This is a genomic window from Microcystis sp. M169S2, assembly GCF_020245865.1.
Lineage (GTDB): Bacteria > Cyanobacteriota > Cyanobacteriia > Cyanobacteriales > Microcystaceae > Microcystis > Microcystis ichthyoblabe_A.
Genome location: NZ_JADBUB010000191.1, coordinates 1 through 17,443, shown reverse-complemented (window position 1 = coordinate 17,443; position 17,443 = coordinate 1). Strand labels below are relative to the sequence as shown.

The window sequence follows — 17,443 nt, the reverse complement described above, 5'->3', positions numbered from 1 at the left end:
CTGAGATTAAAGTTACCAGAATCAGCGAGGGTGAAACGATAGTAATCGTTGGTATCGGTGCTTCCTACCCAATCGGTGTAACTGGTAGTGCTCGGACCGACTGCAATCGCTCTGGCAGTAGCGAGGGTATTGCCAGCTAGGTCAACAGAACTGGGAAGACCCACAAAACTACTTTGACCCGTTAAAAAATCACCGCCGTTAGTCCAAGAGGAAAGGGATTGGGATGATTGGCGATTTTCTAGTCCTAGCTGGTATTCTTCCACAGAATTGCTTAAAAAGCCAGAATCCATGCCCTGGAGACTTTTACCGGAAACAGGGGTAATCAAATCGGAGCGTCCTAAACCTGATTCCACGACAAGGGTTGGTAACTGGAAGATATCATCTAAAACATCGCTGTGTGATAGGTCGAAACTTTGGTCAAGCATATTTTTTCTCCTTAAGTGCTTCAGATGCGAGGTCAGGGGTTGGTTCCTAACTGTCGATACTTATTTCTGAGGAGTTGGGGGTTATTTCGATATCTGCCCCCGCTTTACCGTCGATTTAGTCTCGCTCACGGCAAAATTCATCTCTGCCAAGGTCGGGGACGACTCTTGACTATCATTGCCACTCACGCTTGAGACTACACGATGCAGGGAATAGATGGACTCGTGATCAAGTGGCGGTAATTCAGCAGAAATAGAAAAATCCTACTTAAAATTTAGAGAAGCTCGCCTGCGGAAGCGGTTTCTGCTTACTAAATTCGTCTGTGATCCTGTATTCATGGCCTTTCACCATGTTGACTTGGACAGTACAATCGTATAGTATATAAGTCAGGTAAAAACTTTGATTGATATATACTGAGGGTGCGATCTAATCGTATGCACTGCCTATGTCTTTGGTGCCTCAATAAAGATTCTTTCTCTACCAGCAATTGTACCTATTTCCTGTAGCAAAAGTAGCAGGTAGCAAGTTATTGACACAAATCGCAAAGTATTTGTAACTAAATTTTTACGAAATAGATGTTGATGTCGCTTTCCTCCTGCGGGACGGCAAGAAAGGAGTGAGAAAATACATATAAATGTACTACCAGAGGTAGCATTAGCCCAAAATTCTTCGATCAATGCTTTAAAAAGGGAAAATGAGCTAAATTTCCCCCACAAGTAACCTCTATTAATCCCCACCCACTAGATAGGTATAACGCCGCAAACTGCGTTCATAATCCTGTAGTAGTAATTGGGATTCTTCCACCGTCATGCGATTTTCCTGCAAAGCTTGTTCACAACGAAGACGAATTCTTTCTAACAGATCTTCTGCGGAATACTGCACATAACTTAATACTTCCGTGATCGTATCTCCTTTGACTAGATACTCGATATCGTATCCTTTGGGACTCATCTGAATATGTACCACATTAGTATCGCCAAAAAGATTATGTAAATTGCCCATAATCTCTTGATAAGCACCCACCAGAAACATTCCTAGATAATAGGGTTCTGGAGAATGTTTACCGTTTTTGTACTCCAACGGATGCAATTCTAAAACTGATTTTACGTCCCCGCGCAAATCGATAAACTGGGCAATTTTCCCGTCACTATCACAGGTTAAATCGGCGAGAATCCCTCTTTGGGTAGGTTCTCGATCGAGACGATGGATCGGCATAATTGGAAATAGTTGATCGATCGCCCAACTATCGGGAACTGACTGAAAAACCGAGAGATTGGCATAATAAATTGAGGCCATAATTTGCTCTAAGTCTTCCAAGTCATCGGGAACATAATCCTCTTGTCGGGCCACTTGCAGAATTTTGTGACAACAAGCCCAGTACAATTGTTCGGCTCTAGCCCGTTCCTTGAGACTGAGATAACCGAAATTAAACAGACTAATCGCCTCCTCTTTGAACTGTCCCGCGTCGTGATAAGCTTCCTGATAATTCCGCTCATCGATACCCGTGTAGGTTTCCCAGAGATTACGGAGGATGAGGTGTTCTTTCCCATTGCAGGGATCGGGAGGGTTTTGGGGAACCTCACTACTTCCCAAGATATCAAAGACTAACACCGATTGATGAGAAGCGATCGCCCGGCCACTTTCACTGATGAGAATTGGGGGTGAAATCTGGGCATCTTCACAAGCTTCCTTGACCTCGGCCACGATATCGTTAGCATAATTCTGCATATTGTAGTTTTTTGAGGCGTAGAAGTTAGTTTTTGAGCCATCGTAATCGACCCCTAAACCACCCCCCACATCGAGATAGGTCATATTTGCCCCTAATTTCGCTAATTCCACATAAATCTGACTAGCTTCGCGAATAGCATCCTTAATGACGCTGATAGCGGAGATTTGCGACCCAATATGATAGTGCAGCAGTTGCAGACAATCTAACATCCCCGCTTGTTCTAATTCCGTCACCACCGTCAAGATTTCCGGGACGGTTAAACCGAATTTTGCCCGGTCTCCCGTGGAACATCCCCAACGGCCCACCCCTTTTGTCCCCAGTTTCGCACGCACTCCCAAATGTGGGGCAATTCCTAACTGACTACTGACGCGCAGGGTTAAATATAATTCTTCCAATTGTTCGATGACAATCAAAGGCCGATGACCGAGACGAGTGGTCAAAAGAGCAGTTTCCAGGTATTCTTTGTCCTTATAGCCGTTACAAATTAGCAATGGTTGTGTTTTGTCATTTTTGCCGTTTAAGGCAGGTTCTAGGGTAGCTAAAGCAATCATTAGCTCAGGTTTTGAACCAGCCTCAAGCCCAAATTGATAGGGTTTACCAAAACGCACTAAAGACTCGACGATGTGACGGTGTTGATTGCACTTGATCGGATAGACACCGCGATAGACGTTGGGATAATTATAACGGGCGATCGCTCGGTTAAAACAGGCATTCAGGCGCTCGATCCGATCCTCGAGGATGTCACTAAACCGAATTAACAGGGGTAAACCGATATTCCGCCGCTTAATCGCCGAAACTAACTCGTATAAGTCCAAAGAACCGCCCCTTTCTCCCTGGGGCGAAACGGTAATGTTTCCTGCGGCATTGATCGAGAAATAGGGTTCTCCCCAGCCTTGGATGCGATAGAGATTTTCGCTATCTTCGATCGACCAATGTTTAACGGGGGCAACTTTTTCGAGGTTGTTACCGTCAGAAGGGGTCAGATCCACTGGAGATAATTGCTTTTCTTGTTTCTTAAGTTGAGTTTTACCCGCCATTGTCTATCGATCGCTCCGTATGAAACTCCGATCTTCTATCTTAAGTCAGACTTCCTGTCTGCGACCAAGATTCCGATCGTGATAGAATTTACTCTCTAGGCTCGATCTCTAGGAATAGTCATCTATATAAATTCAAGGCTATGCAGTTATTAGACTCAAAAGGACGTTTATTCGGTAAATTTAGCTTGCTTGATATCGGAGCGGCCTTAGTAATTTTATTGACAATTATCGGTATTTTTGTTGTCCCTGGAACGAGTGGTAAAAGTACGATCGCTCAAGTTACCAAAGAACCCATAGAAGTGGATGTTATTGTCCGGGGTTTAAGTGTTCTTAATCCCAACGCTTTGATTAATCAATTCAATACCGAGAAGAAAACTAATATTGTTATTCGTAACCAACCGGCTGGTCAAGTGGATATAAAAAATGTTAAACCTTTAGCGAGAAATGTCTTAGTTCCGCAGCCCGATGGTAGTGTAAAAGTCCTACCCGATCCCCGCACAGAAAACTATTCTCAAGATATGATTATGACTCTCAGTGGTCAAGCGGAAGTTACCGATACCGGTGCGGTTGTTGGCGGTCAAAAGGTGAAAATTGGCACTTTAATCGAGTTAGAAGGAGATAATTATAATTTCAACACCAGTGTTATCGATGTCCGTTTACCAAAAAGGTCTTAATCAGTGAGCAGTGACCAGTGACCAGTGAAAAGACAGTAGGAAACTTCTATTTAACACTGCTCACTTGAAAACTCAAATCTGATAACTGATAACTTACCCACTGATAACTGATAACTGATAACTGATAACTGATAAGAGGATTAACTGCTATTTATACACCGCCTTTAGCTCGTTTGATCGAGCAGTTACAAAAATTACCCGGAGTCGGACCAAAAAGCGCTCAACGTCTGGCCCTGTATATTCTCAAACGACCAGAACAAGATGCGATCGAATTGGCCCAGGCGATCGTAGCAGCGAAAAAACAAGTAGGATTATGTCAGGTTTGTTTCCATCTTTCGGCCGAACCGATTTGTGAAATTTGCCGCAATCCTAACCGAGAAACGGGGACTATCTGTGTGGTAGCTGACTCCAGAGATGTGATTGCTTTGGAGAAAACTAGGGAATATTCGGGCAAATATCACGTTTTAGGCGGTGTTATCTCACCTATGGATGGTATTGGACCGGATCAATTAAATATACAGTCTTTAGTCACCAGAGTCAGCCAGAAAAAAATTCAGGAAGTTATCTTAGCCATCAGTCCCAGTGTCGAAGGGGAAACCACGACTTTGTATATCGGGGGTTTACTAAAACCCTTCACTAAAGTTACCCGTATCGCTTTTGGGTTGCCCATGGGCGGCGATCTGGAATACGCTGATGAAGTAACTTTAGCGAGAGCTTTAGAAGGTCGTCGGGAATTATAGAGCAGGGTGTGAGGTTTTGATCAGGTTACTTTTTGGCGAATAATCGAGCATTTGTAATCTAAGATACAGTTTTATACTGCGTCTTATGCTTAGCTGCAGAATTTGTAGCTGTAGAAATCTTTGGGCGGGAATCACGAGCAACTGCACGGGAGCAAGAGCTATCGCGGTTAAATGCTTTAAAGGCTGTTCTAGAATCGCCATTTCGCCGAAACAGTCGCCGTTTCCCCAGATTTCCTAGGACAATTATTCAGCCCGACTACTCAAAGGGTTATTGAGATTGCCGGTGCTGGGACGTTTGACACTATGGGATTGTAGGAGTGAGATCGCCTGTTGATACTGGGGATCATCCTTAGTTCCCAGCAAAGAAGGATCATCGCGGAAGCGCAGCTGTTGTTCTTGGGTTAACTCGATCTGCACATCGGGTTTAATACCTTTTTTGTAGATATTTTCGCCGTTGGGGGGATAATAACGGGCAATTGTCACCGCTAAACCAGAACCATCGGAGAGGGTGTGTACCGATTGGACGGTACTCTTGCCATAAGTCGATGTACCTACTAAAGTCGCCCGGCCATTTTCTTTTAGCGCTCCGGCGAGGATTTCGCTGGCGCTGGCGGAACCTTTATTAACCAAGACTACTAGGGGTAAATCGGTAATAGCGGTGTTATTGGCGATAAATTGACGATCTCCACCACGTCGATCGATAGTGCTAACGATTTTGCCCTGTTTCATCCACATACGAGCGATATCAACACTAGCAAATAGTAAACCCCCGGGGTTGCCCCGCAGATCGAGAACATAGCCGGATACCTGTTGTTGACTTAATTCCTCGATCGCCTGTTTCATTTGTTCGGCTGCGTGGGAACTAAATTCATCCAGTTTGATATAACCAACTTTCACCCCACCTTCCTGTTTAAGGGTATAGCTAACGGAGGGGATTTCGATATCTACCCGGGTCAAAGTCACTTCAAATACGCCTTGATTGGGGCGGGCAAGCTGTAAACTAACGCTAGTCCCCACTTCTCCCTGTAGTGCCTCCATTGCCTGTTCTAGGGTCATTAAAGCGGTGGGTTTGCCATTAATTCTAATCAGGCGATCACCGCTTTTCACTCCCGCTTCCTTGGCGGGGGATTTTTTCACCGTATCGACAACGACCAGATCGCTAGTGCGTTTATCGAGAGCTAAACGTACCCCAATTCCCGATAATTCTCCAGAAGTTTGACTGGTGAGGACAGAAAATTCACTAGGAGTTAAAAAACGGGTATAAGTATCATCCAATTCCTTTAAAGCTTCCCGAATTGCTGTGTAAGCTTGTTGGGGATTAGTATAATTTCTGCTTAACAATTCTTGACGTTTTTTTTGCCAGTCAATTTGATGAAAACCACGATCTACAAATTCATTATTAACAATTTGCCAAACTTGGTCGATGACTGCTTTCGGGTTATCTTCTAAGGGTTTTTCCCCTTTGGCTGCGGGGGTGAGGAGCATCAGGGAACTAACTGCTAGGGTAGCGATCGCACCTCCAGATAGGAGTTTCTGCACGGAAACGAACGAGGGACGCGACTGGTTCATAAAGACAAAGCCAAAATAAGATTGACGTTTCAATAAAGCCATTCAAAAAGCGGGAGCATTTTGCCTTCGAGGGAGGTGAGGAGCAGTGTTAACTACGACTTTCGTATAGATAAGGGAGTTCCTTGTCTGGCTCTAGTATCCACTATAATTCTAGTTCTATAAAATCGAGCAATATCTGGCGATGAATTTTTCCTAAAGGACGAGTCTGATTAATCTTCTGGGAATAGTATTCCCCTTGACGGATGGCAGCCGGAGGTAATAATGCTAAATCTTGCCCTTCCGTTTGCACTAATTTTTCTAATGCCACGGTCAGGGGTACATGATAAAGATAACGGGAGAGATTATCATCATTATAAGAGCGAAAATAGCGTAAACTAGGGGCTTCGTAGTTAATTTCTTCTTGTAACTCTCGTTTTAACCCTATTTCTGGACTTTCACCCGCTTCTAAGTGACCACCAAATAAACCCCACACCCCCGGATAGAGAATCGTCGGGATGTCGTCGCGCAACTGCATTAAAAAGCGACCGTCCTGTTCTAAAATCGCCAAAGCAACAAATATCATCAGTTATCAGTTATCAGTTATCAGTTATCGGGAGACAGGAGACAGGAGACGGGAGACTATTTTATTTATTCTCCCCACACCCCACACCCCACACCCCACACCCTAGCTATTTCTCGTTTTGTTTATGGGGTAAAAAGAAAGCATCGAGGGGATCTGGGACGGGTTTAACCACTGCGGGGGGTTTGGGGGGAATTGCTTCCGCGACGGGTTGCGCAGGGGGATTGGGTTTAACGGGGGTAACGACGGGAGTTTCTGGGGGTTTCGTTTCAGCTGCGCTGGGAATTGTCACCTGTCGGGGATTTTCCAGGGGTTTAGTGGAGACTGGGGGAGAATTATTTTCTGGGGGTTTAACTTCTGAGGTGGGGGAAGGTTTAATTTCTGGGGACGGGGAAGGAGTGGGAACCGAATTAACTGCTACTGCATCCATCTGTTCTAATTCCACCACATACACTTCGTTGACGCTTTGGGAACCCTGGGGAATAGCCTCAAAGTCAATTTTGCCCTTAATGACGATTTCCTCGCCTTGACGGGGTAATTTATTGCTATTGGTGCGAATCCAAATCTTGCCAGAACCATCCTGCAAAAGATAGGCCCCTCCCGCTAAAAAAGGGGCATAATTGCTCACAGTTCCCCTAAGATAAACTAAAGCGCCTTTTGGTTTTTCCTGTAATTGCTCGATCGCTGTTAGGGGAGGATCACCGATGTAGGGAACGGCAATACCGAGGTCAGCAAGGGTACTACAACCGAATAACCCTAGCAATAATAATAAACTGCCGATGCGCCCTACACGAGTCTGAATAGACATTCTTGCTTTAACCTTAACGAGTGCGATTAGCCAATCTTTTTGACCATAGAATAGATCCGAAAGATTTTTGTTCTCGGTATTATCATAGAATGTCCGTAACTACTTGCCAAATTCTCGACGGGAAAGCCTTAGCTCAAAAAATCCAGCTTGGTCTAGGAGAGCGCATCCAGACGCTACAATCTCAAATGGGAAGACCTCCGGGGTTAGCGGTGTTGATGGTGGGGGATAATCCCGCTAGTGCCGTTTATGTCCGCAATAAGGAGAAAGCTTGTACTAAAATCGGTATGGCCTCTTTTGGTCGTCATTTTCCAACCGATACAAATGAACTAGAAGTTTTAGCGGAAATTGTCCGTCTCAATCAAGATGAGCGGGTGGACGGGATTTTAATTCAATTACCCTTACCCAAGCATTTAGATGCGGTTTCCCTTCTCTACCAAATTGACCCGAAAAAAGATGCTGATGGTTTACATCCTCTCAATTTAGGCGGTTTAGTGCGGGGTGAGGACTGTATCCGCAGTTGTACTCCTGCGGGGGTCATGGCACTGCTGAAAGAATATAATATTCCCATAGCCGGTAAGCACGCGGTGGTACTGGGTCGCAGTATTCTAGTGGGGAAACCTTTAGCTTTAATGTTATTGGAGGAAAACGCTACGGTAACTATTGCTCACTCGCGCACGGAAAATCTGGCAGAAATAACCAGAAGTGCCGATATTTTAGTACCTGCGGTCGGTAAAGCCAATTTAATCACTAAAGATATGGTAAAACCGGGTGCGGTGGTGGTGGATGTGGGTATTAATCGCGTCGCTGACCGTTTGGTGGGCGATGTGGACTATGCTGGGGTTTTAGAAGTAGCTAGTTATCTTACTCCTGTACCGGGTGGTGTCGGTCCGATGACGGTGGCAATGTTATTAAAAAATACCTTGTTAAGTTACGAACGCAAGTTATAAATCCTCAGCTACCAGCTATCAGCTATTCAGTGATTCGGCTCTCTTGGGTTCGGTAGGTAAAATCTATTCTAAAATACAGTCCTGCTGGCGAGTGCGTGGAACGAACCACAAAGACACAAAGGACACAAAGATTGATCGCTTCTATATAAGTTAAAATAATCACACAAAGAACAAGAGAGCCGTAATTCTACCGATACAATCCTTGATTTTTTTTTAACTATGTTGGTAGAATTTTACAAAACTGAATAGACTAGGAGCTTTTCGGTCATGATCTTTATTATCCCGATTATTCTTGGTGCGGCGGCCTTAGTTACTGCTGGTGTGGGTGTTAGTGCGGGTGCTGATGGTGTATCCAAGCTACAAAAGGCGGAAAAAATTGGCAACAGTGCCGAACAAAGATACAAAAAAGCCAACAAATCCCTAGAAAAAAAGTTTCAAGCTACCCAAAAATTCGCGGAAGAATACGGTCAACTGCAAATTAATGTCAAAATCAACACTATCGGCAGATTTGTTAAGTTTATTAGCAGAATTGATCAAAGAATTAGTCAAAGAATTGGTCAAAATTCCTCCCCATCCCATCAACGCTTCTCAGAAGGGTTTGAGGGATTTTCTGCCGAACAATTCAAGGAATATAAAGCAGAAGTGTTAAACGCGCAAAGTTTGGCTGTGGGGGGTTTAAAAGTAGTGGGAGTCGCTTCGGCAGCCAGTCAGGGAACCCTAGGATTAATTGGTCTTTTCGGTACTGCTAGTACAGGAACAGCAATTAGTGGACTTAGTGGGGCAGCCGCTTGGAATGCCACCCTAGCATGGTTAGGAGGTGGTTCTTTAGCTGCCGGTGGTGGTGGTATGGCTTTGGGAACAGTGGTTTTAGGAGGTATTACCGTCGGACCTGCTTTAATGATTGGTGGTTTTGTCTTAGGAGGAGAAGGGAAAAAAGCCCTAAGTAAAGCTATCGAATACGCCAAAGAAGTGGATAATAAAATAGCTCAATTAGATAAAAGTAAGAGTTTTTTAGGACAAGTTCAGAGCAGAATTAAGGAGTTACAATACCTCGTTAATAGTCTGAATAGTAGAGCTATTCAGAGTTTAACTGAACTGGAGTCACGAGCTAATTTTAATCTCCATCTAGAGGAAGATGTGGCCAAGTTTCGGGAGGTACTACTTTTAATTAAAGCTTCATCGGAAATCATGAAACTACCCATCCTAGACGAAAAGGGAAAATTAACCAAAGCAACGGAAAATCTCGAAGAAAACTACCGCCATCTCTTAGAAAACTAATAATTATTCTTGAAAATCTATGAATGTTATCAATTGGTGAATAGCTCTTTATCCTCTGGTGATAATCAAAAACCTGCCTTAACTTTAGAAGAAATTATCATCTTATTTTGCTCTATTTCTTTAAAAATTTCAGTCAATTATTAACGGTAAAAGCCGCGTTAAAAGATGCTAGTCACTATTGGAAATTTCAATTAATTATCTGTTAATATTTAAGGATAAATATGACTCTAGAACTGCATAATTTTATCTGGGAAGAAGAACGTTTAGTGCAGGTGGAAACCCAACCCCATCACATCGCAGGGGTACTAACGGCAATTCAGGAAACCATGAATGATTCCGATTGCGAATGGGAGGATGTTTATTCCGCTTATTACGAGTGCGAAGATGACGGTACAATCACTTTTTATGAGGGAGAAAGTGCCGAGGAAGATAATCCAGGTATCTGGACTTATGTGGTTTATGAATGTGCCGCAGGAGAAGAAACAGTGATGACTAATGTTAATATCAATACCTTTGCTCCTCTCTTGCAATTACAACAATTAGCGGGGATTTAAAGACTACAAAAATCTTGAGTTATAGGTTTGTTAAAGTAGTTATCTTAACGATGAGGTACGAAGTTTTCGTTTTAGGGATTCGGTCGCCGGTCGTGGGTCGTCGATACAAAATTAGGTCATACTCCATATTTATGAGAAAGGCTGTATATCAATACAAAAAAAGGTGGGACTTGCCCACCTTTATCACTAAACTATTGTCCTTGCTCCACTGCTGCCACCATCAATAAAGTCTTGAGGACAGAATCAGGATTAAGACTGATAGAATCGATGCCTAATTCCACTAAAAATTGAGCAAATTCGGGGTAATCACTGGGGGCTTGACCACAGATACCGATTTTGCGATTATGGGCTTTAGCGGTTTCAATGGCCATTTTCACCATGCGTTTAACTCCCTCATTCCGTTCATCAAAAAGATGGGCAACTAGGGCAGAATCCCGATCTAATCCTAAGGTTAATTGGGTCAAATCATTAGAACCGATCGAAAATCCGTCAAACACCTGAGCAAATTGGTCAGCAAGAATTACATTACTTGGTAACTCACACATCACATAAACTTGCAAACCATCAACCCCGCGTTCGAGACCATTTTTCGCCATTTCTTCAAGGACTCTCATCCCTTCTTCGGGGGTACGACAGAAAGGAATCATCGGAATCACATTAGTTAATCCCATTTCTTCCCGGACCATTTTCAGCGCCCGACATTCCAAAGCGAAAGCCTCGCGATAATTAGGATCAGTATAACGGGAAGCGCCGCGCCAACCGATCATCGGGTTTTCTTCCTTGGGTTCAAAGGGTTTGCCACCCAATAAATTAGCGTATTCATTGGATTTAAAATCGGACATCCGCACAATTACATCTTTGGGGTAGAATGCGGCTGCAATCATGGCAATTCCCCGGGCCAATTTATCGACGAAAAATTGGGGTTTATCCTCGTAGTGTTTGGTTAATTCGGCGATTTGGTCTTTTACGTCTCCTTCTTCCAATTCGTGGAATTTCAGCAAGGCGCTGGGGTGGGCCTGAATGTGGTTAGCGATAATAAACTCTAGACGCGCTAAACCGACCCCTTGGGCAGGAATATCGGCAAAAGCGAAGGCTTTTTCGGGATTACCGATATTCATGAGGATTTTTGTCCGAGTTTGGGGCAAATTGTCCAGGGGAGTTTCAAGAATTTCAAAGGGTAGCAATCCGAGGTAAACTTTCCCTTCATCCCCTTCCGCACAGCAAACGGTGACTTCCTGACCGGTTTTAATCGTTTCCGTGGCATTATTGCAACCCACGATCGCCGGAATACCCATTTCTCGCGCGATAATAGCGGCATGGCAAGTACGACCACCTTGATTAGTCACGATCGCGCTTGCTTGTTTCATAATCGGTTCCCAGTCGGGATCCGTGCGATTGGTGACGAGAACTTCTCCCGGTTTAAAGTTGTTGATTTTATCTACACTGAGGATGACTCTGGCTTTTCCTTGACCGATTGCCGCACCTACACTCCGTCCCACCGCTAAAACTTGACTTCTTTCTTTAATTTCGTAGGATTTAAGGATATTAGCGGCTTTTTGCGATTGTACGGTTTCTGGACGGGCTTGAACGATAAAGAGTTCTCCCGTGATCCCATCTTTTGCCCATTCGATGTCCATGGGGGTGTAGGTTCCGCGCACTTGCGAGTAATGTTCCTCGATTTGGGTCGTCCAACGGGCTAAAGTGAGGATTTCTTGGTCGCTAATGCAGAATTGATCCTGTTCTAGCTTGTTAACTCGGATATTCTTGGTTAGACGCGATCCTCCATCATCGTAGATCATCTTGATGGCTTTACTGCCGAGGCGTTTGTCGAGGATGGGTTTGTAGCCGTTTTTAAGAGTGGGTTTAAAAACCAGATATTCGTCGGGGTTAACGGCACCTTGCACGACATTTTCCCCTAAACCGTAGGCTGCCGTGATTAAAGTGGCATTTTTGAACCCTGTTTCCGTATCGATGGAGAACATCACCCCGGAGGTGGCTAGATCTGAACGCACCATTTTTTGGACACCGACGGAAAGGGCGACGGCAAAGTGATCGAAACCGTTATGATGACGGTAGGAAATAGCGCGATCGGTGAATAAAGAGGCAAAACATTTATGGCAAGCTTCTAAAACTCCCCTTACCCCTTGCACGTTGAGGTAGGTTTCCTGTTGTCCAGCAAAACTCGCTTCTGGTAAGTCTTCGGCAGTGGCACTCGATCGAACGGCCACATCGATGGAATGATAGAGATCATCGCCATAACGTTCACAGAGTCGGCGATAGGCAATAGCGATCGCATGACTTAAATCATCGGGGAACGGTGTATTGAGGATTAATGTGCGTGCTTGTTTACCTTTTTCTTGCAAGTTTTGGACATCGTTTTCGTCTAAATCTTGGAAAATTTGTCTTAATTGTGCGTCTAGTCCGGCTTTTTCGACAAAGTGACGGTAAGCGTAAGCGGTGGTGGCGAATCCTGTGGGGACATTAATCCCTTTCGGGGTTAATTGTTGGATCATTTCGCCTAATGAGGAGTTTTTCCCACCGACTAATCCCACATCTTTGCTGTCTACTTCTTCAAACCACAGAATTAATGCTTGTTCTCTAGAGGTTCTCGCAACATCTTGTAGTAGCATCATAAGTATTTTTACCTCTGTAATCTATACTTTCAGTTTAGCTACATACCATCTTCAAAAATCCTTGAGTTTGATATTTATTTACAAAACTATATAATAGCCAAATCAGCCACGATAACCCTATCTCTAAAGGGTTTGATTGTCTAGGTAATTAACACAAAAATTAACAAATTAATCAGGAGTCTCAACAGTAACTTTCCTCAATGATAGCCTTAGTTATCTCAAAATAGTTACAGCAGTTATCTCAATGGTGAGATAGGAAGTTTTCTTTTTGGGGAGTCGGTCGTCAGCAGTCAGGAGTCAATACCAAATTAGGTTATACTTTTTTTATGAGAAGGGCTGTAATTTAGCTTTAGGCATTTTCAAGGTCTGATAATAGTTCTTCTTCTGTTAAGTCAATCATCCCTAGGCCAAAATTGGTCAATCTCAATAAAAAATTAACCCTATCCACTCCTAATAAATTGGCAGCCATACCCGATGAAATATGTTTCATCTCAAAGGGTTTTACTACCATAGCCCAGGTTGCTTCTTTCTCGAATTCCTCTCGTGTTTTTTGAAGAAAGTCGGGTAAATTTTCAGGATAATTTATTGTGAGTTGTAAAGTCATATCTCCTGCTATATTTATCTCATTTTTTTAGGTTGGATTTCACCTAGTTTAGCTCCATCCAACCTAGATTTATTTATAGTTGTCTAATGGTGACATCAACAGTTTTAACCGTAGTTCCCAAACTGGATAAAGGAGGTTGAATTTCCTGTTCATTACCCACTACTAGAGTCACAATTTGATTCGGTTGCAGATATTGTTGGGCCACTCGTTGAATATCGGCAATTGTCACCCCTTTTACCGCTTGTTGATAACGGAAGATAAAATCTTGGGGATAACCATAGTATTCATAGGTCATCAATCGCGATAAATTTTGAGCAGGTTTCTCAAACTTAAAAACAAAAGAATTGAGAATAGCATTTTTAGCATCTGCCAATTCTTTTGCGGTTACGGGTTGATTGCGAAGGCGCTCGATTTCGCCTAAAATTGCCTTAATAAAAGGTACGGTAGCATCGGTGCGAGTTTGACCTCCGGCAATAAATAAACCGGGATAATCATAACGACTATTCCAGACACCATAGACAGAATAAGCTAATCCTTGACGGGAGCGCACTTCATTAAATAAACGACCACCAAAACCGCTTAAAATCTCATTTAATACCGTTAAAGCGGGATAGTCAGGACTATCCAAACGACCACCAAGATGGCCTAATAAAACCGTACTCTGGGTTAATTGGGGTTGATTGACAACAAAGACACCTTGAAGATTTTTTTGGGTTGCCGAAGGGGTGACAATTTTAGTGGTAGTGGCGGGATTTTTCCAATCGCCAAAAGTCTTATTGATTAATGCTTTCATCGACGGAGAATCAAAATCACCGACAATTCCTAAAATTATTTGGTCGGGACGGACATAGGTACGATAAAAATCGATTAAATCCTGACGGTCAATATTAGCTAAAGTGCTATATTCTACAGTACGAGCGTAGGGGCTATTATCACCATAGACTAGCTTTTTAAACTCCCGACTAGCAATATCATCGGGATCATCATTACGTCGGGCAATTGTTCCTTTTTCCTGAACTTTGGCTAATTCCACCCTCTGGTTTTCAAAAGCTGGGGAACGCAAAACCTCGGCAAAGAGATTAAAAACTGTTTCTAAGTCTTCACTAAGAGCGCTAAAACTAGCAGTTCCATTGTTAAGATCGATCGAGGTTTCTACTAGGGCTGCTCTTTGTTCTAATAACTGATTTAAGACATTAGAAGAATGTTTTTCTGTGCCACCACTACGCAGCACGGTTCCAGTAATATCGGCTAATCCGACTTTTTCCTCGGATTCTAATCTTCCTCCCGTCCGAATCATCGCCGTACCACTCACTAAAGGTAAGTTCCGATCCTCCACTAAATAAACCACCATACCATTATCTAGTTGATAGCGTTCGTATTTTGGAACTGTAACTTCAGGAAGGGGAGGAAAAGTTAAATCGGTAAAATGTCGTGGGGTTTGGGCAATTGCCGGGGAACGAAAAGCTAGGACACCCATCAGGGTGATAATGATTAAACCTAGCCATTGTAAGCGTTTTTTCATGATTTGAGTCAAAATTATTGAGAGGAATAGATAAGAGGGAGCAAAAGGCAAACCTGGCCGCTTTTTGCTTTTTACGGTAGTCCTCAAGAAGTAATGATGATAGAATAGTCGCTAAAAATCAAGTGTCTCTCCGCCATGCCTAATTGTCCAAAATTCCCTACGGATCGGGGAGATATAGTATTTTATCTATCACTATAATTCCTCTTTGGATTTATCATTACTTGTTTAGCACTACCAATTTCAATCAGATTCTTGAGTATTTTTCGTTCCCCCTACAAACCCATTCTAAACTAGAGGTCGGCATTACTGCTCTGGCAGCGCCCTGAGCATTCAAACTCTCGAACTAGCTTTTACAGAGACTCGAACCATCGACGCGCTGATATTCTTGGATTCTCGTAGGCCATGGCCTTAACTTATTTGTCAATATAAGTCAAGCTCAACCTCTTACTTATTGCCAAAAAAGCTTTATTTATTTTTTTCTATTGGACGTTGCTCAATCAAGCGATGCGGATAAGCTAAGACGCATTTAAACCGCTTATTCTTAGATTAGCCGAACTTCCCTCAATCCCTTTACTGTTGCCTTTTGCCTCGTCTCAACAAGCAATTTAAATTACGAACAGCTTAGTCAAACAGTCCACTCGCCTAAGTTTTCCAACAATTCCTATTTTTTCATAATTAGGGGTCTCAAGACCCCCTAGCGGCCACCGAGAAAACCTTCACCAGCTAAGTATTTTTACTCAAGTCTCTGGAGGGGGACAGCTTATGTGACAGTTGAGAGTGCGGAATGTGGGTTTAAACTGCGTCAGAGTCTCTGAGCAGCCATTTATAGGGATTGCAGCCTCTGGAGGCTCCTTTCTCTCCCCTCCCCAGTTCTGAAAAGATACTTAATAGAGCCGTAGATTAATAACATTGCCGTTAAAGTCATGGCCATAATTAGGGGGGCGATTTTGGCTAACCAGAAAGCCACGAAGATTATCCCGATTCCGTCAGCGAGTAAGATGGGTAAACGTGGCCCTATGCCATGGTCAATGATTGTTTCCGTGCTTGGCTGCAGTTGAATCTTGGCTAAACAATGAAACCAAATTTGACTGACTAAAACTATTAAAGCTCCCCATCCTATCCAGAGGGCAGCCACATAAAAGCCCGACAATTCTAAAACAATTGTACTAATTGTAACCATAAAAAAGCGATCGAGGCGAGGATCGCTGGTTTTTTGCTGAAATTGGGCAATTTCTGCCAAGTCCACCGCTGCCATGCGTGCCTGTTCCATACACATCCCCAGGGTACCTAGGGCAAGAATAGCAGCGGATAGGTTTTCCGGTGAGAAGATTTGGGAGATTATGCCTAAACTAGCCGGAAAAAACAGTAAAAAAAGGATCGTTCGTCTCATCTATTCGGGGTGGGGTCGGATTAAGATAAGAAATGCTCTTGACTTGATCATTTCTGTAATGTCTTGTTTGCCTCCTTTTCAAAATGCTCTCCTTCTCACCCAAGCTTTAACCCATCGTTCCTATGTCAATGAACAGTCGGAATTGACGGAAAATAACGAGCGCCTAGAATTTTTGGGCGATGCGATTTTGGCTTTTTTGGTGGGCGAACTTTTGTATCAAAAATATCCCGCCATGAATGAGGCCGAATTAACTCGTTTGCGGTCAAATTTGGTCAAAGAAGAACAATTAGCGCAATTGGGCATCGAAATCGGACTGGGGGAGTTAATGCGTTTAGGCAAGGGGGCAATTAAAGATCGGGGGCGATCGAATCCTACCCTATTAGCGGACACTTTTGAAGCGATAATTGGGGCTTATTATCTAGATTCGGGGTTAAATGCGGTTAAAAACTATCTGCACGGGCTTTTTATCCCTGTAGCCTCTCATTTAGTCTCTCAACAATCGGAATCGCCATCTTTTATCGATGCTAAAAATCTCTTTCAACAGTGGGCGCTGGCCAATTTCGCCTCTAATCCAGAATATACGATCATCGATGTGACGGGACCCCCCCACGCTAGGGAATTTACTGCCGAAGTGCGGGTTAATAACCTTCTCTACGGTACAGGTAAAGGTAAACGGAAACAGGATGCCACCAAAGCGGCTGCCGAAGATGCCTTAAAGCGCTGTCAATGGCAATAATAAATAAGGCCAAACCTACTTAGGGTCTGCTGAAAAAGTTTGTTGGTGGGGGCAGGGTGTGGGGTGTGGGGTGTGGGGTGTAGGGTTTTACCGATTTTGAGGTAGTCAGTTACCTAATTTTCAGGGAAAAAGTACCTGAATTTTACCCCTGATCCCTCCAATGGTCGGCACTTTTTGAGGTCAAAAAAGTCTAAAAGCCTTATCCAACAAGGTTTTTAGATTTATTCAGCAAGCCCTAGG

The 17,443-nt window shown here is 43.5% G+C and carries 15 protein-coding genes and 1 pseudogene; 6 read left to right on the top strand and 10 right to left on the bottom strand.

The features are described from left to right. Positions 1-425: pseudogene (locus IM485_RS18255) on the bottom strand (S8 family serine peptidase); the annotation flags it as partial. Positions 426-1,149: 724 nt separating this feature from the next. After that, positions 1,150-3,189: a biosynthetic arginine decarboxylase gene (gene speA / locus IM485_RS18250; protein WP_287744834.1), complete on the bottom strand. Its 2,040-nt coding sequence runs from the start codon at positions 3,187-3,189 to the stop codon at positions 1,150-1,152. Between the two features lie 140 nt (positions 3,190-3,329). Here speA and IM485_RS18245 point away from each other — a divergent pair, with 140 nt between their 5' ends. Beyond that, positions 3,330-3,863 (top strand): DUF4330 domain-containing protein, encoded by a 534-nt coding sequence (locus IM485_RS18245; protein ID WP_004162056.1) that lies wholly within the window; start codon positions 3,330-3,332, stop codon positions 3,861-3,863. 149 nt (positions 3,864-4,012) lie between these two features. Further along, positions 4,013-4,603: a recombination mediator RecR gene (recR, locus tag IM485_RS18240; protein WP_043999193.1), complete on the top strand. Its 591-nt coding sequence runs from the start codon at positions 4,013-4,015 to the stop codon at positions 4,601-4,603. Here the strand turns inward: recR and IM485_RS22830 are convergent. From IM485_RS22830 to IM485_RS18225, 4 genes are all read right to left on the bottom strand, one after another. Next, positions 4,598-4,834, bottom strand: a complete 237-nt coding sequence (locus IM485_RS22830; RefSeq protein ID WP_353737435.1) for a cyclic nucleotide-binding domain-containing protein — start codon at positions 4,832-4,834, stop codon at positions 4,598-4,600. The two genes, recR and IM485_RS22830, sit on opposite strands and share 6 nt — an antisense overlap. A 12-nt stretch (positions 4,835-4,846) precedes the next feature. Next, positions 4,847-6,172: a carboxyl-terminal processing protease CtpB gene (ctpB, locus tag IM485_RS18235; protein WP_353846026.1), complete on the bottom strand. Its 1,326-nt coding sequence runs from the start codon at positions 6,170-6,172 to the stop codon at positions 4,847-4,849. Between the two features lie 142 nt (positions 6,173-6,314). Beyond that, positions 6,315-6,734 carry an NUDIX hydrolase gene (locus IM485_RS18230; RefSeq protein ID WP_002777777.1) on the bottom strand — a complete coding sequence of 140 codons (420 nt, stop codon included), beginning with the start codon at positions 6,732-6,734 and terminating at the stop codon, positions 6,315-6,317. A 106-nt stretch (positions 6,735-6,840) separates the two neighbouring features. Beyond that, complete coding sequence (locus IM485_RS18225; RefSeq protein WP_104397315.1) at positions 6,841-7,539, bottom strand: OB-fold nucleic acid binding domain protein; 699 nt, start codon at positions 7,537-7,539, stop codon at positions 6,841-6,843. An 89-nt stretch (positions 7,540-7,628) separates the two neighbouring features. Between IM485_RS18225 and folD the strand changes: the two genes are divergently transcribed. The 3 genes from folD (at position 7,629) to IM485_RS18210 (ending at position 10,318) form a co-directional block, all read left to right on the top strand. Beyond that, positions 7,629-8,486, top strand: a complete 858-nt coding sequence (folD, locus tag IM485_RS18220) for a bifunctional methylenetetrahydrofolate dehydrogenase/methenyltetrahydrofolate cyclohydrolase FolD (RefSeq protein ID WP_287661364.1) — start codon at positions 7,629-7,631, stop codon at positions 8,484-8,486. A gap of 267 nt (positions 8,487-8,753) precedes the next feature. Further along, entirely contained in the window at positions 8,754-9,764 is a 1,011-nt protein-coding gene (locus IM485_RS18215; protein ID WP_287744828.1) for a hypothetical protein, read from the top strand. 221 nt (positions 9,765-9,985) lie between these two features. Then, complete coding sequence (locus IM485_RS18210; RefSeq protein WP_287744826.1) at positions 9,986-10,318, top strand: hypothetical protein; 333 nt, start codon at positions 9,986-9,988, stop codon at positions 10,316-10,318. Positions 10,319-10,509: 191 nt separating this feature from the next. Here the strand turns inward: IM485_RS18210 and ppsA are convergent, their stop codons facing one another. From ppsA to IM485_RS18190, 4 genes are all read right to left on the bottom strand, one after another. Beyond that, positions 10,510-12,951, bottom strand: a complete 2,442-nt coding sequence (gene ppsA, locus IM485_RS18205) for a phosphoenolpyruvate synthase (protein WP_002751914.1) — start codon at positions 12,949-12,951, stop codon at positions 10,510-10,512. A 349-nt stretch (positions 12,952-13,300) separates the two neighbouring features. Beyond that, entirely contained in the window at positions 13,301-13,555 is a 255-nt protein-coding gene (locus IM485_RS18200) for a UPF0175 family protein (RefSeq protein ID WP_287744824.1), read from the bottom strand. 73 nt (positions 13,556-13,628) lie between these two features. Then, positions 13,629-15,077, bottom strand: a complete 1,449-nt coding sequence (locus IM485_RS18195) for a M16 family metallopeptidase (RefSeq protein ID WP_287744822.1) — start codon at positions 15,075-15,077, stop codon at positions 13,629-13,631. 823 nt (positions 15,078-15,900) lie between these two features. Next, positions 15,901-16,467 carry a hypothetical protein gene (locus tag IM485_RS18190; RefSeq protein WP_104397309.1) on the bottom strand — a complete coding sequence of 189 codons (567 nt, stop codon included), beginning with the start codon at positions 16,465-16,467 and terminating at the stop codon, positions 15,901-15,903. A gap of 58 nt (positions 16,468-16,525) precedes the next feature. On the opposite strand from IM485_RS18190, the gene rnc reads away from it, so the two are divergent. Further along, positions 16,526-17,203 (top strand): ribonuclease III, encoded by a 678-nt coding sequence (gene rnc, locus IM485_RS18185; protein ID WP_287744810.1) that lies wholly within the window; start codon positions 16,526-16,528, stop codon positions 17,201-17,203. Positions 17,204-17,443 lie beyond the last annotated feature (240 nt).